Origin of the sequence: Stenomitos frigidus ULC18 (assembly GCF_003003795.1) — a bacterium.
GTDB classification, from domain to species: domain Bacteria; phylum Cyanobacteriota; class Cyanobacteriia; order Leptolyngbyales; family Leptolyngbyaceae; genus Stenomitos; species Stenomitos frigidus_A.
Window position 1 is genome coordinate 85398 of the sequence record NZ_PVWK01000121.1, and the last position, 19348, is coordinate 104745.

The following is a 19348-nucleotide window of genomic DNA, read 5'->3' on the forward strand; positions in this document are numbered from 1 at the left end:
TCAGCGATACCGAACATCAGAATGGTGTAGGCATCCAAAAATTCAGTTGAATGAAAGGAAATTCTGTGAAGCAACCGTAAAGTGCCTATGAAATATCCGTAAAGTACCTGTAAAAAAACGAACTCCTAACCAGCGCATAACGTATCCGTAACCCATCTGTCATAAACAATCCAGTAATCTAACGTCTTGATTGCGTAGCGCAGGCGAGGGCTATTTGTCCAGAATGCGCTCACAGATTAAAAGAATTAAGTAAGGATTGATATGACAAAGCTTGGCTACTCAGGGTTTCAACGCGTCACCACTGCGCGTCTGCTCCGTAAAATGTGTTTATTGGCGTTGACGGTGCCGTTCTTGGCGAGTGCCGCAATGATGGTCACTGCCAGCGAAAAAGAGAATAAGGGCAAATACGAACCCTACGCGATCGGACTTTGGGGCGATTTACCCTATAACGATGTGCAGGCGCAGGTTGGGGTTCCTAACATCATCGCGGACATGAACTCGCAAGACCTGGCTTTCACGGCTTTCGACGGCGACTGGAAAGCGGGCAACGCCATCGCAGGCTCGGTTACGCCGACCAGTTGCAGTAATGAACTCTATGCCCAATCGCTCGATTACTTAAACGCCCTGAAAGCACCCGCAATCTTTACACCAGGTGACAACGACTGGACTGACTGCGATCGCCCGGCAAACGGTGGTTTTAACTCACTCGAACGCCTTAACTACGAGCGCCAGTTATTCTTCAGCGAGCCTTACTCATTTGGACAACGCCGCCTGAAACAAGAAGTCCAAGCCGCTCCGTATGTTGAGAACCGCCGTTGGACAGTTGGCAAGGTTACCTATGCGACACTTAATGTCCAGGGTTCATGCAACAACCTGTGCGACACTGCACCCGACGCAGAGGAATACGCAGCGCGAAATGCAGCCAATATTGCCTGGCTGCAAGAAACTTTTAGAGTGGCAAAGGCACGCAACTCGGTAGCGGTGATGTTGATCACCCAGGCTGATCCGGGTTGGGATAACAGCGACTCAACTAGAGCCCCGACACGTGATCCAAAGACGCTCGTGGAAAATGACGTTGACGCCACCACGAAATTGCCGATTCCTGATGGCTACAAGGACTATTTAGTCGCATTGCGCAATGAAGTGATCGCGTTCCGCAAACCAGTTGCTTACGTACACGGCGACTCACACTATTTCCGCATTGACAAACCATTGCTGGATGCTCAAGGCAGGCGTCTTGAAAACTTCACTCGCGTTGAGACCTTTGGCAACAATGCAGCAAACGGTCTCAACGACGTGCAGTGGGTCAAGGTGTATGTCAATCCCCGCAGCCGCGAGGTGTTTTCGTATCAGCCACAGATTGTTCCTGGCAATCGTGTAGCGGTTCCGGCTCCATAACGGCACGCGTCTAATCAACGATATAGAGCAATCACTCCTCCCAAGGACACCAAAACACGGGAGGAGTTTTTTTCAGCGATCGCTGCTCTCACTCACCCCTTAAAGGGCGTCCTATGGGCTGGAATACAGCCTTTTAATCGCACAAAAGCACCAAGGTAAACTTTAATTTCAAACCCGAAAATCAAAGTAAGAGAGGAGTATTCTAAGAACATAAGAAGCAGCGAAAGGAGGCTTCTTATTCAAATCGAATCATTCAGTCAAATCGAATAGTTCAGTCTCGTTAAACAGGAGGTTTTTATCGCTTTAACGTCTGAATCTATCTCGTCAATAAAAGCAGCATTCAACCAGGTTGTTGATATCTCTTCATCTACAATCTCAGAGAGTAATGCGATAGATACCCAGAGACCTGCAACTACCCAAACGACGGTATCGAAGCAGCTCTAGCTAGGAGCGTCATAAAAGAGGAGATCCCTCACATCAGCCGTTCTGAGTGCTGTGTAAAAAATTAACTCGTTGCTTTTAATCCCTTGATTGAAAGTTTAGATAGCCCCGATCGTAGCAACAAATACGCTCGGGGTTATCTGTTTGGCTGGCATTGCGCTGCGTCAACTCGCTCTGCCCAGAATTCCTTTCTCTAGAAGTTGCGTTGCAATGCAGCAGAAGTTCTTGCCTTCGCGATCGTACAACGCCTCAATGAAAGGCATAACGATATGAGAGCCGATCGTTCCCCTCAGAACGTGTGATGGGTGGCGCGATCGTTCCCACTCAACTGAGAAGAGTTGCGATCACAAGGCAATAACGACCCCGTTCACCCGCCGCCAACAACCTTTCGGACTCAGCCAACTATCTCGATACGGTCGGTGTGCAACGGACTTGTTAGGCAGGGCTTTGTTTTTGCACATAACTGATAAAGCTTAACTTTGTTTTTCAGAAGATTTCAGCTTGCAACGTTGTGCGAAATAGGCATCAGTTACATCAACAAAGTGGTAAATGTGCTTAACCCAATCACCTAACTGATTCAATCTCACTTGAATTTTCTCACCAACTGCTACACCAAAGTCTGGATGACGGCGAACAAAATCAGGCGTAGAAATTCCAGTCGAATGTACAATTAGATGCCTGATACCCCAAAGCGTCTCCATTTCTTTTGCAAGTTCTGAACTATATCCACGAGCACCCATCTTCTTAAGGCTTTTAATCCAACATTTCGGACCTCCCTCATTAATGAACTTTCTAGCCCATTGATATCTCAGTCCTTGAAGTAACTCTTCTAATGATGAAGCGTTGGTCATTTCAGAATATGAAGCAGACATTTTAGATTCTTCCATAAGCGTAGAATCAGTTCTGGCAGTATAAACAAGTACATCCATGAGATAGGCTTCAACAATGGTAACTATCAACACTGGCATCCACTCTAATCCCACATTGAATCCGGAGAGATGGGCATCCCACTTCTCTGCATAATCTGAGATTTCTTGTTTGATCTCTGTTGCCTGGTCTGTTGTCAAATTGACCTTCTTTGTTCACTGCCATTCTCTTCTACGTTTAACTCTTGTTCTAGGTCGTTCGGGGCAAAGAGAATGCTTTTGGTCTTTGATAAAGTAGCTTCTTGTCTGATTCCTTGAAACCCCCGACCTGTAAACTGAATGAAGTGCATTAATCTATCCGTATTGAAGTCGAAGCTTGCATAGGCTGGTGTGTGCGGAACTGAAGTAGTTGAATCGACATCAATCGGTTCAGTCATAGAGGTCTAACCTAGAATCAAGATGTTCTAACGAAATATTATCAACTTCTACATACTGCTACTCACACTATGACTTCTCTGCCTAACAACTTATTACATAGAATTTTTTCTCGGTAATATCCTCGTGCGGGTATCATCACGTATTTTCCACTGATAACCCTGATATGGGGATATCATAAGATTTTTTTCGCATGCTATCGCTGCTGAGGGGCATTATCAAGAAAATTCGCGTATCACGATCGCCCCTGGTGCCACAACCCGATCGCCACTTCTCTACTTCTCCGACACCACCAAGCTTGAGGAAGCCGATCGCTCCTAATCTCTATAAATCTGATACAATCAGCAGCCAGTAAGCGTTGACAACACGATCGCAGCATGGCTATTGAATCACGACTGGAAACAATTGATGAGCGGATTGCCCAACTGGTAGTCATTGCAGGTGAGCTAGTCAAAGCGTCGGTGCAGCAGCGTGAAAGCATTGAAGGATTGGTCTCAGGCATGGGGCAGTTGATCGAGTCCAATACTGAATTCAGAATGGATCTGGCTGAGCTAAAGACGACGACTCAAACGCAGGCTGAAACAGCAGGGCTTCAGCAGCAGATGATTGAGCAGTTAATTCATCAGAAAGAAGCGCCATAAAGTCAGCTTGCCAGCCTCTACTTCTCCGAAACCACCAAGCTTGAGGAAGCCGATCTCCCATTACGCTATCGTACGCAACTATGGATAGCTGTTGGGGTTCTCCACCGATAGCCCTTCGTTGGTAGCAGCCACATTCAGCTCACTGTCTGCCGACGCAAAAATTACAGATGGCAAACCACTGGTGATACAACGCGCATTCACGGCACGTCCGGCTGCTAACTGAACGGCATCATAACCTCTTAATCCTTGTGTTTCTGCTAGCGACATCCCGGCAAAAATGATTTCCTCTGTCATTTCAACGACTTGATAGTCCGTCTGCAAATCATTTCTGAATTGGTTGCATACGAATGCGGCGTCGGCAACAGTAATACTGCCGCTGCGCGATCGTCGTGTGATGGCTGCAATGATTTCAACCCCTGTGATGGCTGCAACGAAGATTTCATTACTCAGTGCAGCATCAAATAACCCGAAGACCCACGTTGAACCAACTTCACTGATGTACCGCTTTACCAATGCACTGCTATCTAAAAAGTAGACCGCCATCTACCGACGTTCCTCAATGATCGTTTGAGAAACCGAGCCATCTTGCACCTGGATGAGGTGCTGGTGTGTTCTTTGTTCAAAGGTAGGCGTTTTGATTTGCCGTACCAATCCAGATTCGACGAGTGCTTGATGGAAGGCAACTCGTTGAGCGGCTGTCTCTTGATCAGCAAGATAATGCTGAATTGCTTGGCTAAGCTGCTGTAACTCAGAAGGCTCTAAGGTCTTGAGTTGGTCAAGAATTTGATTCAAAATTGCCGGAGGCATTACTTGTTACCGATAGGCTGGCTTAGACCTCTATTTTACAGAGGCTTATGTTCATGAAGCTACAGCGATTGCTCCTTCTCTACTTCTCCGATACAACCAGACTTGAAGAAGCCGATCGCCCGAATTCCTCAGGAGCATACTCTAAATGAGCTTCAGCACCTGGATAGAGAAACGTGCCGGGAGTGACGGAGCGAACGAGGTAGTGCAGGGTGTACACGCCGGGATCGAGTTTGTCACCAAAAGCAACGACGCGATCGTGGTAGATGGTCTGATAACCAAGCTGCCAGCTATCGCCTTGCGCTTTGAAGTAGGGTGTTGTCGTCTGGAAGCTATTGTCAACGGCTTCAAAGCCTGCGGGTAATGGATCAGTGAGAACGACATGATCGACGGGATGATCGGTGATGATTTCTAGCCCAATGTCGTAGACCTGCCCAATTGGAACCGTCAGTGGCTCAGGTGCAACCAGTCCAGTTTTATACAGCACCTTGTCCTCATTGGCAGGACGAATGGTGCGGGTCACACGCAAGCCGTTCAGCTTACCGGGTTGATTGCCCTGTAGCCGATAGCGGTAAACAACGAGATAGTGCAGGATGCCCTGCCCCGTTTTCTTGAGAGTCACGTCATTGCGATCGCGCGGCAGATCCGCCATACCCACCTTCACATCCTGGCTGGGGTTGCGGTAGCCCTCAAACTTGGCAGTCCCGATGGCTTTGCCCGCGAGTTGTGCCGTTGCCTCAAAGTTGGGCGGTGTGGGTTGCAGCTTGCTGTACTCAACCAGAGCCGTGAGCGCTTCCGCATTGTCGTAGGTGGATTGCCAGGTGCCGTTGCGCCGCTGTCCTAACAGCCCTTGCAAGAGCCGATCGGTGTCCTCGGTTTTGGCTTTCTGAGCGACAAAGAGCCGTAACGCTTGAGCCTGTGCCGTTGTGGGTGAATTCAACCAACGCCAGTTGGGGAGTAGATTAACGGTGGCGTTGCGTCCAGTTTGGTAAATCGCCTCCTGAAGTTGATTCACCATTGTTTTGGCTTCTTGCTGCCAGTCGGGGAACTGAGACAGATAACGCGCTAGTTTGATCTGACTCACGGGATCGAGTTGGCTACGTTGACTGTAGAGGTCGGAGAGGAAGTCGTTGCGCCGATCGCCCAAAGCTGCCAGTGCAATCAATGTTTCCAGCCGTACCTGATTTTTACAGAGTTGCTCTTTACAGAACTCGTACTGACCGGGATCGGCGAGGAGTTTTTTGAGATAGGCGGTGAGGGAGGTGAGGAGTGAGGGGTGAGGAGTGAGGAGTTTTGAGGGGAAGGCACGATCGGCGAGGGCGATCGCTTGAGCGGCGTAGGGGGTGACGAAGGGATCGGAGGTCTCTTGTCCAGGGTAGGAGGCGAAACCACCATCGGGTGTTTGGAGAGATTGCAAGCGTTCGATCGCCTGGGTTGCCTGCTGGGTGGGATTGAAGCTGGCGAAGGTTTGCCCGTAGGTTTGGGCAAGGGTTTGTAGATTAGCGGCGATCGTCAGCTGGCTGGCAGTGGGCTCCAGGAAGGGCAGGTTGGTTTCGTCGAGCACCTGCTTAGCGGGAGCCGTGAGCATGGGCATCAGGCTGCTGGCAAGCGAGATATCCAGTCCACCGACATCGGGTGCCACATTTTTGTCCACATTGAGTGGAATAGTTGCCTGATCAGTGGTCGTACCGGCTTCCACCGTTTGTTCCGTCACGTCGAGCGCCTTCACGTCAAGCAGTACTTCAAACGCATCGCTGTCACCGCCGAGCTGCGTGGTGAATTTCACCTTCGCGTCGCCTACTGTTTGCACTACAACGGGGAAGCGATAGGCGCTCGTGCCCGAACCCGCCTGCGCCTGTTGCTGACCAGAGGAGTTATCTAGCTTGAGGGGATCGGTCACAGAGCCGTTGACGGCAAGGTTGCCATTCTGCCCCGTGTTATTGGTGACGGAAACGCCAGCCTGGAAGCGATCGCCCGGGCGCGCAAACTGTGGCAACAGCGGGTTTGCAATCAGTGGTTTGGTCGTCACAAAGGTGGCGTCCCCATTACCAAAGTGCAGTTCACCATCCGTCGCGACGGCCATGACGCGCCAGGTGGTCAGGTCATCTGGCAGTTTAAATTTGACTGTGGCGTTGCCGATCACATCCGTTTTCACCGAGCCGTTGTAGTACGCCAGCGCTTTGAAGTCTGTGCGAATGCGTGTGCTGCCTGCGCCATCAGACGCCCCACCACCATAGCCCCAGCCTTTTTCGAGCGGTGATGCCTGCGGTTGCAAGACAACATCGGGACGGTTATCGCTCAAACGAATAGAAATGGGTTGTTCGGCATATACCGTTTTTACCAGGTCAGGGGGACGATAACCACTGAGTTGCAGCACCGCTTCGTTGACTACCATCAGCGTGATTTGTCCCTTCGCAGCCTGTCCTTGCTTCGTAAGCTGAAGCTGCACCGTCTGTTCTGCACCCGGCTGTAGCGTAGGCGTCACCGTCGTTTCAACTTTGAGATATTGAGGATTCAGATCCGTTTCAAAGGGAGCAAAGCCGATGCGGACGAGTTTATCCAGGCTACCCGGTTCAATCTGCTCCAGGGGCTTCCCTTGACGCACCAATACGGCTTCCACAGCCGCATTGGGTAGCATCTCAGGCGTGATCTGAAATTGCACTTTCGGCGCACCGCCCTGCACTTTTGTCAGGGTTTTGTACAGGGTTTTGTGGCGCACAACCGCAAAGTAGAGTTCGCCGTCTGAGTAAGGAGACTGGATCAATGCTGTGGCTGTTTCGCCCACCTGATAGTGCTTCTTGTCCAGCTTGATTTCTAGACGATTGTTGCGGTAGCGGTTGCCCCAGATCGCTGACGAGTCACCTGTAGCCCAGAGCTGCACATCGGTCGCACCAATCTCGTTACCACCTGAAAACGTGGCGCGGAGGCGATAGGAACCAGGCGCTGGCGGCTTTAACGACGCGGCTTGCGGGCTGACATCCGACTGCACATCGATCGCTGCAACCGTTTTATATTCCACCTGATCTTGCTGCGTCCGGCTACCCTCCACGAGTTTCGTCACGCGGCTATAGTGCATCTGCTGCAGTTCCAGATGCACTTTTTGATTCAGAATCGGGGTGCCTGTCAGGTCGCTGACAATGACCTTAACAGGGAAATCCTGTCCTGCCGTTGCCACAAAATCACTTTGCAACCCGATGAGTTTGTCGGTTGGCAAGGCGAGGAAGGTCTTGGAATCGGCCACTGAGAGATTCGATACGTCTGAAACTTGAGCATCCACGCGATACGTCATGGGATACGGCAGGTCATTTTCAACCGTAACGGTCTGGCTGCTATCGCCACCCTTACTCAAGACTTGATTGGTTTGCAGTACATCGGTGGTGACCGTCGGCGCTTCTTCAGGCCAAAACCACTGACGTCCAAACGCGAACCCATCCCAGCCTTTGGGTGCAAAGGTCGCTTGCTTCCGGGTAACGTAGTACTCGACTTTGCCGCCGTCTACCGGAGAGCCGAAGAGATAGTTGCTCTGAGTTTTGGCCGTAATGGTTTGACCAACAGCGGCGATCGAGGAGACGTTTTCAGTTTCGAGGTTTGAAGTTTGAGTTGGAGTGGTTGGCTCAGCAGGTTTGCCACCGTCTAAAGTCAACGCGACTTTGAAGTTCGGTGGTTTGAATTCGGCGATGCGGAATTCGCCTGCGATTTCGACTCCACGATCGCTCTTTGCCAGGATGGCGTAGTAACCGAGGGGTTGCGCTTTAGCGATCGCCCATTCCTTGGAAAACGTGCCAAACTCATTGGTTGCTTGCTTGCCCAGACTCGTTTCCTGACCGTTAGAATCACGCAGCGTCAGGGTATAGCGAACATTTTTATCCTGCTTGAGGATGCCATCTTGAAGGTAGTACGCGGCTCCCGTGAACCAGGCCGTTTCACCCGGTTGGTACAGCTTGCGATCGGAGAAGATAAGACCCCGCGCATCAGGCTTGTTGCTTTGCCAACCCGCGTCAACGCCATACTCATAGGCACCACTGTATTCGAGCGTGCGAGTGAATGCCCAATCTTTGCCTTCTTGCGCGACAATGAGCAGCTTTGGCGCTTCAGGAAAACGCCCAGTGCTGCCCATGCAGGTCTGCAACGCTTTACTGTCGAGCAACAGCGTTCCAGTTTTGTCTGTTTTACCCGTTGCACAGGCGCTAGGGGCAGGCTGCGTTTTGGCATCCAGCTTTGATTGATAAATCTGCACAGCCGCATTCGCAACGGCAGCACCATCCGACAGGTGACTGACCCGCACCATGCCGGACTCTGGGAACCACTGAGCAAAGACGCCCAGGTTAGTCAACTGCACCAGGCCATAGGTCGTTGGTTCGCGCCACTTCTTCTGCTTGCCGTCCTGATACTCATTGGTGCGCGCCTGCACGCCATACGCCAGCATGCCTGTGGCACCACCCAGCTGTTTTTGCAGGGGCACAGTGGTGTCTGTTGAACGATTCTTTTGACCATTGACGGTAGCACTTTTCCAGGCAGAGGACTTGGGCAACAGTCCGTCACCGTTGTCGCTGGGATAGGCAGAGTCGGCATAGACCAGATCAGTGGGTTTGACGACGGCGAAAGCGGCTTTGTAGCTAGAAAGGTTGACGGTCGAAAGGTTCAGTTGAAGATTTTTGCCTGTTGGAAAGATATTGAGCCCAGAGGGTGCCCAGAGGTCAGCCGCAACGTCGCCCGTTGCATAGGACACGATCGCTGGTTTGCCAAGCGTCTGCCCAAATTTGTCTTTGAGGTCAGCGCCCAGTGTGATGGTGTAGTTTGTGGCTGGTTCTAACGCCCAGGGGTTAAGAGTGATGATGCGATCGCCCTCATACGCACGCACTAGAGGCACATCCTTTTTCGGTGCAGGCTCAATAGTAATGTTCGCGATCGCGGCCTCCGCATCCAGCTCGTTGTTGAACTCCAACTGCGCACTGCCGTTTACAAAGCGACCCGGAACGCCACCCGCATCTGGCTGTCCGTAAGAGCCAAGCTTTTGAAAAGCAAGCGGTGAGTAAGTTTCTACCTGGCTAGTAAAGACACCTTCGCTGGGCATATTGCCTTTCGCAGGAGCTAAACCGGGCGTGACATTCAACTGATAGCGGGTCGCTTTGGAGAGCGGCTGTTGAGGCTCGATCGTGTAAAACCAGTCGCGTACAGAGGGATCAAACTGCTCGGTCGGGAGTTTCGTTTCAGGGTATTGCTCTTTGGGCGTTTCTTCACTCTTTTCCAGCGCTACGTTCAGCGCTACGCCGTTCTTTTCATTGCCCGGTACCAGCTGTACATGCTCTTTTAACGAAGCTAAATCAAGCTCTACATTGGAGTTGAACTTCAACACAGGCTTGATATCTAGAGGTTCTCCTGCCTCACTGCCAGGTGTTCCGCTTGCTGGCGTACCGGGTAAATTCGTTAGCTTAATGGGCTCTGTGTTAAACGTCCAGGTGAGGTCTTGATCTAGACGATGCTGGTGCAAATCTGCTAACCCTGCTTTGAGCGTGACCTGCACACGGGTTGCTTTAGGAATAGCCTGATCGCCCTGAAAACCGACCATGCGTGGCGTGAGAAAGCGCCACTGACCGGGAAGTGGCGGTACAAGGGCAAATTTTTGCAGCAGAGCTTGCTGATCCTTACTCTCCAAGCTCTCAACGGGAATGAGGGGTGCTTTGAAGCGAATCCGAATCTGCGCAGTGGTGGCGGCTTCTCCAGTCGGGCTGATCTGCTCAATCCAGTCGGGTAATTTGGGCGCGGCTAGTGCGGCTACCGATGGCTGGGGATTGGATGTCGAAGTAATGTTCGCAACGCTACAGCCTTTAATGGCAAGGGCAACGCATAATGCCAGCAAAACAAACCAGGGCTTGATGCCACCACCATTTCTCATTACCGCTTTCCCCACTGTACGATCGCCCGACGCTAACAAATTGCTCCGCTACCACCTCATTCCTACCCGCAACTCAGGAGGAATTCCCGGTAACAGCTATAAATCTTTACCCACGATCGCCATAAGGTCAGCGGCGGGCACGCAACAGTTGCAGCCTTTAGACGTCGACTAGACACAGACGCTATGGGGCGACAGAAAGATTCATGCTTCAATTCTGCGTCTCCTCAGAGCAGTCGTGCTCAATCTGGCTCCAGGAAGAGGCCTGCAAAGCGTTCACACTTTAGACTGAATACATAAGGCTGTCATGCACCGCAGGAGACCCTTAGTCATGCTTCGTACCACTTTGTCTTTGCTATGCGCAATCGCTGTGCTCGCTCCAACAGCTGCCTTTGCGAGCGAGCCTGAGTATCAGCGTGCTACTCGCGGGAATAACCATTACAATCATTACCCTGAAAGAGTCCGCACGATCGATTTTTACAACCTCAATCGCGCGTTTGACCGCCGAAATGACCGACAGGATGAACGTGAATGGAACCGTCGCAGCGAGGCACGGGAGAGTTATTGGCGCGATCGTCGTGATGATCGATTCCGCCGTCATGACAGACGCGATCGCTACGAAGAACGCCGGATCATCATCATCCCTCGTTTCTCCTTTTAGTAGCAGATTTTAGTAGCAGAAAGGTTGTTTCAGACTGTTGAAGCCAACGTAAGCAAAAAAACTGCTCAGGCAGCGATCGCGCTGAACTATTGCCCGCCGTTTGCCGTCTCAAAGCTATCCCCTCTAAGAGGTTCGACACCATGCTGAGTTTTGTTTTGCCACTCCTAGTTATGGCGATCGTGCTGACGCCAGTGATCGTTTCTGCCAGAGCAGCCTACAAGCAAGAGGTTAACGAGCAAAAGAGTCCTTCAGATGCGATCGACCCGGTAAGCGATCAAGTTCGCCATCAGGATAAAGTGGCTGCGAGCTGATTTGCGTCATGACGACCCACTTCATCATGTTGAAGCCTTTAGCCATCATGTTGTGTTGTCCGACGATGTGCCTACATACGGCCTACTTAGGTGCTGCTAACGGTGGGCAAGTTTTGTACTCAGGTGACGTTTTGTCAAAATTGCATTTGTAAATGGTTTCTTCCTGCCAGCTCAGCGGAATTTCTAGCAAATCACGGGAACCTGTCAGCCCTTGTCCGATAAACAGCAAGAGTGCGACGCAGTTGAGCACCACATGAACCGTACGCCAGCGGTTTGCACGATCCTGATAAATGTCGCGGACGATCGCCAGCGAAAACACCATCAATAAGGCTGCTACCAGCCCGATGTAAAAGTGAGACATGTACCACTGATTATCCAGGCGATAGACACCTTCCTGAAAACCCAGAACCACAAGACCAATTCCGGTTAAAGTAGCGAAAACGCCTCGCCAGAGCTTGTCTTGTGCCCGATACAGAAAGACGAGTGACGCGATCGTTGCGGCATAAAGTAGTCCAATAAAAACAACCTGGAATGGCTCTTTACTCAGCAGTTCCTTGGTTTGAATGTTGTCGATAATCGATCGTGTGATACCAAGAAAGTAAGCAGCCACAACCGTCCCAGTGAGCCAACGACCTAACTCAACGTGCTCTTGCCCAACGACGGGAGGAATTTTGCTTTTGTTGGCTGTTTTTACTTCCAGGCGGCGCTGACGCGTTTGCCATGCCATTCTCACAACCATGCCAATGAGAGGAAACACAACAATCACTGCGAACGCAGGATGCAATAGCAGCACCAAATCTTTAGTATTAAGATCCATAGCGCATTTTTTAGAGGGAGCATGAACAGCTTGAAACGTTGAAACACTCAAGCTGTTAGTAGACTATCAGGTCAAACTGAGAGTTAGCTGAATCGAGGACAACTTCTCAGAAATCACTCGTCTTAAAGGCAAATTGTCTCAAACAAATTGAGAGTTAGACGGGAAGCAATGAACCTTAAAGGTCTAGCCATGCTTCCCGTCTAACTCTCCCCGTTCACCCTCACTGGCTGTCCACACTTTTAGGAATGAGAATTTAATAAAACCGACAATTTTGTAGGGGCTTAGCATTCGGGTAAAAGCGCTTGCCATAGCCAAAGGCAACCCTGCCGAATGCTAAGCCCTTACCGTGAGGATGACCGATTTTATTTAATCCACGCTCCTTGGGAAATTTCCAAGCAAAAATTTACCGTTGGGTAGGGGCAGGTTTTGCCAGAGTCTTGATCTCTAGCCGTTAACCTTGTGGTCAAACCTGCTCCTACGGGTCTTTTGTTGACTAGAAATCATCCTTAACGCTACAGGCTATACTTTCAGCACCCAGTTGCTACGCGTGTCAGCACTCACAAATGATGCAGGGATGACAGCGAGATCAACGCCTAACGCTTTGAAGGCAGACCGGATCAAGGTCGCATGAGACGCTTCCGTAGCACCAATGCTGGCACCGGCCGTAATGAGTGCAGGCGTTGTGAGTTTAGCAATTTCACGACCGTAGGCGATCGCGGCATCCGTTTCTAACGCCAGTGCCAACTTAGCAATATTGACATCAGAGTCGAGCGCACCTTCGCCAGCTTTCAGGTAAGGTGAGACGTCGTATTGTTTTTGCGCTTCAGCAGGTGTGCCACCCAACTGCTTAATAACGGCTGCTAAAGTGTCACGGTGCTTTTTGTGGTCTGCCTGGTTGGCCAAAGCAATGGCAAGCACTGCTTTACCAACACTGGTATTGGTCAGCTTGCCTGCTGCAAACCCATACGCCCAAATCGCCTGGTGTTCATAGAACAGCGCACCATTGAGCACTTTGGCATCGTTCATCATATTTGGAGACGCAGCCTCTACACGTTTAACGATCGCAGGTATGCCGATCGCACCAGCCGTACCGACCACTGCACCTGTTTTCAGCAGGTCACGGCGTGACCAACGCTTGATACGACGGGCAGTAGCTTCGGTCAGCATGTTTCTTTCCTGATTCATATGGGTGAGTTCTCCTAGGCGAATCTAGAGAGTGATACGTACTCCCGGTCGCTTTGGATCTGCTACATCCCTTGCAAATGCGTTTTGAGAGCGGTTAGTGATCAGTGGTTAGCGGTCCGTAGTCAGCGCCAACCTTATACTCGTTGCTGGTAGCTGATAGCTGAAGCGCCTCATCCATCAGCGAATGCTCACAAAGCCTGCTTTGGCAATCAACGCTTGCCCCTGTGGTGAAAGTAGAAAGTTGGCATACGCTTCACCAGCTTGCTGCTCAGCACCACCATTCTGTTTCACAATCACAAAGAGGTTACGAGTCAGCGGATATTGCCCACTCTGAAAGGCGCTGGCGTTAATCCGGTTACGCTGAGCAGGACAGCCACTAGGAGCAACGAGCGGCTCCTGGTAGGGTGGTACAAATTGCCCCGGTTGGCGACCGATCGGTACAGGTTTGACTGTACATTGCGGCACCAGCTCAGTTGCTGTAGAAAAATAGATCCCCCCTGGACTGATTGCCAGTTTCCGCAAGCCTGCGGTCGTAGTGGAAACATCCTGGACATTAGGACCTGGTTTACGATCGCCTAACAATACTTCAATGGTTCCTGCCCCTGCCGTCGGTGGACGCTCAAAGGGCTGAATTGGCAAGTCAGGACCACCAACCTGGCTCCAGTTTGTGACGGTACCACTGTAAATTGACTTGATTTGGTCGATCGTCAGACCCGGTATGTTCAGACTAGGATTGACGGCGATCGCAATACCGTCGATCGCCACAGGAATTTGCTTGAGCTTGATACCTCTTTGCGCTGCTGTCTGGTTCTCTTGGTCGGATAACGGACGCGACGACTGAGCAAACGCAATCTCATCCTGTAGCAGCATCCGAATGCCTGTTCCCGAACCCGGTGCGCCAGAAATTGGGTCAACGTAACGTAGACGAAACTCTGGTCGGGTAGACTGGATCACTGGATCAACAATCAACCGGATCGGTGCCCAGGTCGTGCTGCCACCATAGCTAAATAAACCGGATGGAACCTTTTGAACGCTTGCAAAGCCCTCACCCGTTGCCAGACTCCCTTGAGGGCTTGGTTCGCCCGTCGGTGGTGCTGAATTACTGCCATCATTACTGCCAGTGGACGGATTCGTTCCGGTTGATAAAATTTTATTTAAATCGCTGCCAGAGCGCTGGGTAAACCACCAAAAGCCTCCGCCAATCAGCCCTGCCGTCACCACAAACGCCAGGATCAATGCCGTTGTATCGTTTTTTTGTGCCATAGGATCATTTTTGCCACAGATTGAGCAGCTAGTCAGCAAACTGCGTGTCTTTGCTTAAGGTTAAAGGATTCGCGTCACCAACCAACATATCGATCGCTACATGCAAGAGGCGCTCTAGCAATCTTTGCCCACACCGAATAATCCTGATCAACAGCCTCTAAAGAAAATTAGACAGCAGATTAAAGATGATCCGAAAGAGGGCTGTCACGGCGATCGCACCCAAACTAGTCGCTACAGCGATCGCTACAACAGTGAGCAGCACGTTTCCGCCAAACAAAGATGCAAAGTAGACAGCAAGGCGATGGAGTGGCGAGACAAAAAGCACGATCGCCAGCGTGATCCCTGCGGTAATTAACAGATCCACCCGCTCAATCGTGCGCCGCGACTGGAGGAACACCAAGCCTGCCAACAGCACAATCCAAAAGCCCCCGCTGACGATCGATGTCCCCAGCAGACTCATCAGCGCGATCGCCAGCAAGCCACCCTCAAACCCAGTGAACGCTGCCGCACCCAATAATTCGAGAGTCGAGAAGGGCGCGATCGCCGCACGTTGCCTAGCGGGCTTTAAAGACTGCGATGAGGCTGGTGTGGAAGCTATCGGCAGTGAGACAGGTTGCTGTTGAGGCAAGGGTTGCGGCAGCGCTGTGGGAGACGATGGTACAGGTGGAGGCGCTTGTTTGGGGGTGACAGGCGATCGCACTCGACCTGGACTAGACGATTGAGCGAGTGCTGTCAGTACCTCTGCTGCCGACTGAAACCGTTGACTCGGTGTCGGCAACAGCATGCGATCGAGCGCGTCTGCCAGAGACCGCTTTACACCAGAGGCGTAGCTACGCCACTTCCAGGTATTGCTGTAGGAGTCAAACAGTTCATTCGGTTGCTTCCCCGTTAGTAGCATCAAGCCGGTCACAGCCAGCGCATACAGGTCACTAGAGGGATAGACTTCCCCACCAGACATCTGCTCTGGTGGCGCAAAGCCCAGAGAGTAAATACCTGTAGACTTTGCTACCGCCGCGCCTTTCGTTGCTTGTTTCACTGCGCCAAAATCCAGCAGATAGAAACGCCCATTGCGATGGCGCATGATGTTAGATGGCTTGATATCCCGATGGATCGAGCCATGATCGTGAACAAACGTGAGAATTTCGAGCACCTCTTTCAGCATCAAGGTGACATCATCTGGAGAGAGCGTGCCTTTTTGCACCAACTCTTCCTCCATCGTTTCTCCGTCGATATATTCTTGTACGAGGTAAAAAAACTTATCCTGCTTGCCGGATTGCGTACTGGGAGGCGTCAGCTCAAAAAACGCAAACAGGTCAGGAATCAACGGATGGGTATTGCCAAGTTGCTCTAATACTTCTGCCTCACGCTCGAAGAGTTGCTGCGCGACTTCAAGCTGAGCGGGGCTAAGATTGCCAGATGGCAAAAATTGTTTCACGACACACTGGCGCATCGCTGGCGTATAGCGATCGCGCGCTAGAAACGCAGCACCAAAGCCGCCCTGCCCTAACAACTTGAGCGGCAGGTAGCGACCCACTAAGATCAACTCCATGCCACAGGTCGTACAATATTTCTGCGGTACCGTCTTCAGCGTGGCTGGGTGATCCAAGTCAGCAAAGGCATTTACGGGGCGTGGGCAGCCTGGACGGGTGCAATAGAGATCCATAAAGGGGAGGGGCTAGCTTAATCAATCTCTGGCACGACTAGACGGCTAATACCCGAACTTGAGGCGAGAGGCTTTAAGGGCTCTCTGGGCTCAGGTTCACAGGGCTGCAAGTTAGCGTAGCCAGCAAACTTGGGTAAAATCTCCCGACAGAAGGCTTCGGCGGCTTTCGAACGGTAACGGTTGGGGTTAATGATGACGGATAGCATCCGCTTCACCACCACATCATCGATTCTGGCGCGATGCAGGACACCCATTTGTAGTTCTTTTTCGATCGCTGAAATCGACACAAAGGCTGCCCCTAATCCCGACTGTACCGCGTTTTTAATGGCTTCGATCGAATTCAGCTCCATCTCGATCTTGAGGCGACGGGTTTCAATGCCGCAACGCGCCAAAACCTGATCGATGACTTTACGAATCGTGGACTGTGAATCTAACGCGATGAACTGGAGCTTATACAAATCATCTTTTTGAATCGTCTCCACTTTGGCTAAGGGATGAAAGACGGGCAGAATCAGTGCTAGTTCATCTTCAGCATAGGGAATAATTTCTAGAGAGTCTTGTAGTTCCGGTGAGATCTCACCCCCAATAATTGCAAGGTCGATTTGCCCATTCGCCACACTCCAGGAGGTACGACGCGTTGAGTGCACATGTAGCTGTACAGCCACATCAGGATACTGCTGCCGAAACACACCAATCATGCGCGGTAGTAGATAGGTACCCGTAGTTTGACTGGCTCCAATAATCAAGGTGCCGCCCTGGAGGTTTTGCAAATCCTCGATCGCACGGCAGGTCTCCTGACAAAGCGTAAGAATCTTTTCTCCATAGCTCAACAGTAGATGTCCCGCTTCCGTAAGCTGTGCCCGTCTACCGCCTCGGTCAAACAGGGGCACATCCAACTGGCGTTCCAGATTTTGGACTTGTAAGCTAACGGCAGGCTGCGAAACGTACAAGCTATCAGCCGCACGCTTAAAACTTCCCTCGGCGGCAATCGCTTTGAGAATGCGTAACTGATCTAGAGTAAAAGGAAGGTCAGACATACTGCTAAACCTGAGATTTTGGAGGAGCTGGAGTGTACCTACCTGCTGGTTTAGACGCGATAGAGCCATCAGGCAATCAATGCGCTTCTAACCCAGAAACCCTAACACAGTCAGCCGAATAGTCCCTAACAGTACGTTATGCCATGTGTCGTATTGAAACGTAAATTAAAGAACTATGAAACGGGAGGTTATTCAGGACTTTCTGAATTTACCAGGAATTGCAGGCGTTGCCCTAATGGATGGGCATTCTCGACCCTATTTTTGTGGTATCGATCAGACCTTGAACTTTCAACAAAAAGAAGCCCTTGCCCAAGGCATCTTACAAGTCGTTGAAACAATTCCTGATGACTTCGATACGTTTGAGTTTCAATTTATTGAACACCAGGTTCATCTCTACAAACTCGATCGAGGCATGGTTTTGCTGGTTTTGACGGGTTCCAATCTAGTCTATGCAGACTGTTTGGGCACCATCAAACAGCTTAAAGCCATTCTGCAAGAAAATATCCCAAACGCGATCGCCACCTTCCGTTTGATTGCCGATAATATCCCTCTCACCAGTCTAAATAACCGCAGACACACTACTGAATCAGCGACGCTCATTGACGACCCCATCACGGTTAAGGCTCAGGACACTCATGCTGCAGCACCCGCACTCGAGACGGTCACACCTCCCACACTCCTTGATCCACTTCCTGAGCAGACGTTAGCGTCACCTTCTGAGCCGATAACGCTGAAAGAGGCGATCGCCGCCCTTAACCAGCTCAGCCAATTCACAACTCAATATTTGGGCACCCATGTCATTACAAACTACTGGAAAGCCACACGGCCGCAGGTGGATTGGTTAGCCCCAGTTCAAATTGATCGCTCCGCTCAATTTTCCCTCACAGGAGAGTCATCCCAAAACGCTCTCACGCCTTTAACCGCTCAAGAGCAACAGTGGCTTCAAGCATGGGTCGGCGCGTTCGTTAAACGGTGTACCCAGGTAATCCGCGATTTTCCCGCGATCATTGAGCAAAAAGCCCTGAACGAGAAGCAAAAAGCCCTTCTGCTTCCCCCCAACCTTTAGTCCTTAAAACACTTAACCCTTCTTGTAACGACTCATGGTTAAAACCGTCAGACTCGAACCGATCGCGCAGAATACGTCTGTTGAAACCAACGGCAATCTCCTCTCAGTACTCATCAACAAAGATCTGGATGTTTTGAAAGAATGTGGTGGGCGAGGCATGTGTGCCACCTGTCATATTTATGTGAAAGAGGGAATGGAATCACTCTCTCCTGTCAGTCGCCGCGAGCAACGCACGTTGGAGGTCATCACGACCTGCAAGCCACATTCCCGTCTGGCCTGCCAAGCAAGGGTTTTGCAGGATGGCGTTGTGGTTGAGCTGCCACCTGGTATGTACATCAACTCCATCAAGGATATTGAAGCGCTCATTGGCAGACGTGCCGACCAGGATCTGCTGCATCCCCTTACCGGGAAGGTACTCGTCGAAGCAGGCAAACTCATCACTCGCTCGACGCTCAAGCAAATTGAAGACACAACCAGCTTCAATGTCGGCAACTATTTCTCTCTCACAACAGATTCTTAGGATCGTGGATTAAATAAAATCGACAAATTGTTTGCAGGTAGAGGCGCACGGCCGTGCGCCCCTACGGAAAATGCCGGAGTGATTAAATTCGTGTTCCTTAGCAGAAAGCCATCGTCCAGCGTCTAACAAAGCTGGGGTGGACAGTAGTTTCATTGCAACACAGAGGAAGCGTATCCGGACTGTAGCTCAATATACTGTAGTCATTGATTACGTTCAGAGGATAGCGCTTCTCTCCGTACGTACTTGTATATGTATATAGTTTCACATGTATAGAAGTTACGCATTGACAGAGAGCAGGAAATGTGATGACTCTAGATTAGTCTCCTAGCCCTTGGAAATCCGTCGTG

18 protein-coding genes are annotated in these 19348 nt (G+C 50.9%); 8 read left to right on the plus strand and 10 right to left on the minus strand.

What is annotated here, in order from left to right; translation table 11 throughout:
• Positions 1–261: 261 nt before the first annotated feature.
• On the plus strand, positions 262–1398 hold the full coding sequence (locus tag C7B82_RS22235; RefSeq protein ID WP_181357610.1) for a hypothetical protein: 1137 nt from the start codon (positions 262–264) through the stop codon (positions 1396–1398).
• A gap of 914 nt (positions 1399–2312) precedes the next feature.
• Here C7B82_RS22235 and C7B82_RS22240 read toward each other — a convergent pair.
• Positions 2313–2906, minus strand: a complete 594-nt coding sequence (locus tag C7B82_RS22240) for an LSm family protein (protein WP_106258669.1) — start codon at positions 2904–2906, stop codon at positions 2313–2315.
• Positions 2903–3142, minus strand: a complete 240-nt coding sequence (locus C7B82_RS22245) for a hypothetical protein (RefSeq protein ID WP_106258671.1) — start codon at positions 3140–3142, stop codon at positions 2903–2905. Before C7B82_RS22245 ends, C7B82_RS22240 begins: the two co-directional genes overlap by 4 nt.
• 191 nt (positions 3143–3333) lie before the next feature.
• On the opposite strand from C7B82_RS22245, the gene C7B82_RS32595 reads away from it, so the two are divergent.
• Entirely contained in the window at positions 3334–3495 is a 162-nt protein-coding gene (locus tag C7B82_RS32595; protein WP_181357611.1) for a hypothetical protein, read from the plus strand.
• Between the two features lie 22 nt (positions 3496–3517).
• Positions 3518–3781 carry a hypothetical protein gene (locus tag C7B82_RS22250; protein ID WP_106258672.1) on the plus strand — a complete coding sequence of 88 codons (264 nt, stop codon included), beginning with the start codon at positions 3518–3520 and terminating at the stop codon, positions 3779–3781.
• A gap of 78 nt (positions 3782–3859) precedes the next feature.
• Here C7B82_RS22250 and C7B82_RS22255 read toward each other — a convergent pair whose 3' ends face one another.
• From C7B82_RS22255 to C7B82_RS22265, 3 genes are all read right to left on the minus strand, one after another.
• The gene (locus C7B82_RS22255; protein ID WP_106258674.1) at positions 3860–4324 is read right to left on the minus strand and encodes a type II toxin-antitoxin system VapC family toxin; all 465 of its coding nucleotides are present in this window, start codon (positions 4322–4324) and stop codon (positions 3860–3862) included.
• Entirely contained in the window at positions 4325–4588 is a 264-nt protein-coding gene (locus C7B82_RS22260; protein ID WP_106258675.1) for a hypothetical protein, read from the minus strand.
• Between the two features lie 79 nt (positions 4589–4667).
• Entirely contained in the window at positions 4668–10481 is a 5814-nt protein-coding gene (locus C7B82_RS22265; RefSeq protein ID WP_106258677.1) for an alpha-2-macroglobulin family protein, read from the minus strand.
• Here C7B82_RS22265 and C7B82_RS31635 point away from each other — a divergent pair.
• The 3 genes from C7B82_RS31635 (at position 10462) to C7B82_RS32600 (ending at position 11450) form a co-directional block, all read left to right on the plus strand.
• Positions 10462–10653, plus strand: coding sequence for a hypothetical protein (locus C7B82_RS31635; protein WP_146141236.1), 192 nt, complete (start codon positions 10462–10464; stop codon positions 10651–10653). The two genes, C7B82_RS22265 and C7B82_RS31635, sit on opposite strands and share 20 nt — an antisense overlap.
• 195 nt (positions 10654–10848) lie before the next feature.
• On the plus strand, positions 10849–11139 hold the full coding sequence (locus C7B82_RS22270; RefSeq protein WP_146141237.1) for a hypothetical protein: 291 nt from the start codon (positions 10849–10851) through the stop codon (positions 11137–11139).
• A gap of 140 nt (positions 11140–11279) precedes the next feature.
• Positions 11280–11450, plus strand: coding sequence for a hypothetical protein (locus C7B82_RS32600; protein WP_181357612.1), 171 nt, complete (start codon positions 11280–11282; stop codon positions 11448–11450).
• 82 nt (positions 11451–11532) lie between these two features.
• Here the strand turns inward: C7B82_RS32600 and C7B82_RS22275 are convergent, their stop codons facing one another.
• From C7B82_RS22275 to C7B82_RS22295, 5 genes are all read right to left on the minus strand, one after another.
• Positions 11533–12267: a DUF4079 domain-containing protein gene (locus C7B82_RS22275; RefSeq protein ID WP_106258680.1), complete on the minus strand. Its 735-nt coding sequence runs from the start codon at positions 12265–12267 to the stop codon at positions 11533–11535.
• A 519-nt stretch (positions 12268–12786) separates the two neighbouring features.
• A complete protein-coding gene (locus C7B82_RS22280) occupies positions 12787–13434 on the minus strand; it encodes a DUF4439 domain-containing protein (protein ID WP_106258682.1) in 648 nt (215 codons plus the stop codon).
• 195 nt (positions 13435–13629) lie between these two features.
• Positions 13630–14715, minus strand: coding sequence for a PstS family phosphate ABC transporter substrate-binding protein (locus tag C7B82_RS22285; RefSeq protein ID WP_106258683.1), 1086 nt, complete (start codon positions 14713–14715; stop codon positions 13630–13632).
• 157 nt (positions 14716–14872) lie between these two features.
• Positions 14873–16378 (minus strand): protein kinase domain-containing protein, encoded by a 1506-nt coding sequence (locus C7B82_RS22290; protein ID WP_106258685.1) that lies wholly within the window; start codon positions 16376–16378, stop codon positions 14873–14875.
• Positions 16379–16395: 17 nt separating this feature from the next.
• Complete coding sequence (locus tag C7B82_RS22295; protein ID WP_106258686.1) at positions 16396–17415, minus strand: LysR family transcriptional regulator; 1020 nt, start codon at positions 17413–17415, stop codon at positions 16396–16398.
• Positions 17416–17590: 175 nt separating this feature from the next.
• Between C7B82_RS22295 and C7B82_RS22300 the strand changes: the two genes are divergently transcribed.
• Both C7B82_RS22300 and C7B82_RS22305 read left to right on the plus strand, forming a co-directional pair.
• The gene (locus tag C7B82_RS22300; RefSeq protein WP_106258688.1) at positions 17591–18481 is read left to right on the plus strand and encodes a hypothetical protein; all 891 of its coding nucleotides are present in this window, start codon (positions 17591–17593) and stop codon (positions 18479–18481) included.
• Between the two features lie 34 nt (positions 18482–18515).
• Complete coding sequence (locus C7B82_RS22305) at positions 18516–19001, plus strand: 2Fe-2S iron-sulfur cluster-binding protein (RefSeq protein ID WP_106258690.1); 486 nt, start codon at positions 18516–18518, stop codon at positions 18999–19001.
• Positions 19002–19348: the final 347 nt, after the last annotated feature.

What these genes read in the sequence shown, in the direction of transcription:
- C7B82_RS22265 (WP_106258677.1), bottom strand. Translation starts at nt 10,481, where the DNA reads ATGAGAAATGGTGGTGGCATCAAGCCCTGGTTTGTTTTGCTGGCATTA.
- C7B82_RS22285 (WP_106258683.1), bottom strand. Translation starts at nt 14,715, where the DNA reads ATGGCACAAAAAAACGATACAACGGCATTGATCCTGGCGTTTGTGGTG.
- C7B82_RS22255 (WP_106258674.1), bottom strand. Translation starts at nt 4,324, where the DNA reads ATGGCGGTCTACTTTTTAGATAGCAGTGCATTGGTAAAGCGGTACATC.
- C7B82_RS32600 (WP_181357612.1), top strand. Translation starts at nt 11,280, where the DNA reads ATGCTGAGTTTTGTTTTGCCACTCCTAGTTATGGCGATCGTGCTGACG.
- C7B82_RS31635 (WP_146141236.1), top strand. Translation starts at nt 10,462, where the DNA reads ATGCCACCACCATTTCTCATTACCGCTTTCCCCACTGTACGATCGCCC.
- C7B82_RS22260 (WP_106258675.1), bottom strand. Translation starts at nt 4,588, where the DNA reads ATGCCTCCGGCAATTTTGAATCAAATTCTTGACCAACTCAAGACCTTA.
- C7B82_RS22280 (WP_106258682.1), bottom strand. Translation starts at nt 13,434, where the DNA reads ATGCTGACCGAAGCTACTGCCCGTCGTATCAAGCGTTGGTCACGCCGT.
- C7B82_RS22275 (WP_106258680.1), bottom strand. Translation starts at nt 12,267, where the DNA reads ATGGATCTTAATACTAAAGATTTGGTGCTGCTATTGCATCCTGCGTTC.
- C7B82_RS22300 (WP_106258688.1), top strand. Translation starts at nt 17,591, where the DNA reads ATGAAACGGGAGGTTATTCAGGACTTTCTGAATTTACCAGGAATTGCA.
- C7B82_RS22290 (WP_106258685.1), bottom strand. Translation starts at nt 16,378, where the DNA reads ATGGATCTCTATTGCACCCGTCCAGGCTGCCCACGCCCCGTAAATGCC.
- C7B82_RS22305 (WP_106258690.1), top strand. Translation starts at nt 18,516, where the DNA reads ATGGTTAAAACCGTCAGACTCGAACCGATCGCGCAGAATACGTCTGTT.
- C7B82_RS22245 (WP_106258671.1), bottom strand. Translation starts at nt 3,142, where the DNA reads ATGACTGAACCGATTGATGTCGATTCAACTACTTCAGTTCCGCACACA.
- C7B82_RS22250 (WP_106258672.1), top strand. Translation starts at nt 3,518, where the DNA reads ATGGCTATTGAATCACGACTGGAAACAATTGATGAGCGGATTGCCCAA.
- C7B82_RS32595 (WP_181357611.1), top strand. Translation starts at nt 3,334, where the DNA reads ATGCTATCGCTGCTGAGGGGCATTATCAAGAAAATTCGCGTATCACGA.
- C7B82_RS22295 (WP_106258686.1), bottom strand. Translation starts at nt 17,415, where the DNA reads ATGTCTGACCTTCCTTTTACTCTAGATCAGTTACGCATTCTCAAAGCG.
- C7B82_RS22235 (WP_181357610.1), top strand. Translation starts at nt 262, where the DNA reads ATGACAAAGCTTGGCTACTCAGGGTTTCAACGCGTCACCACTGCGCGT.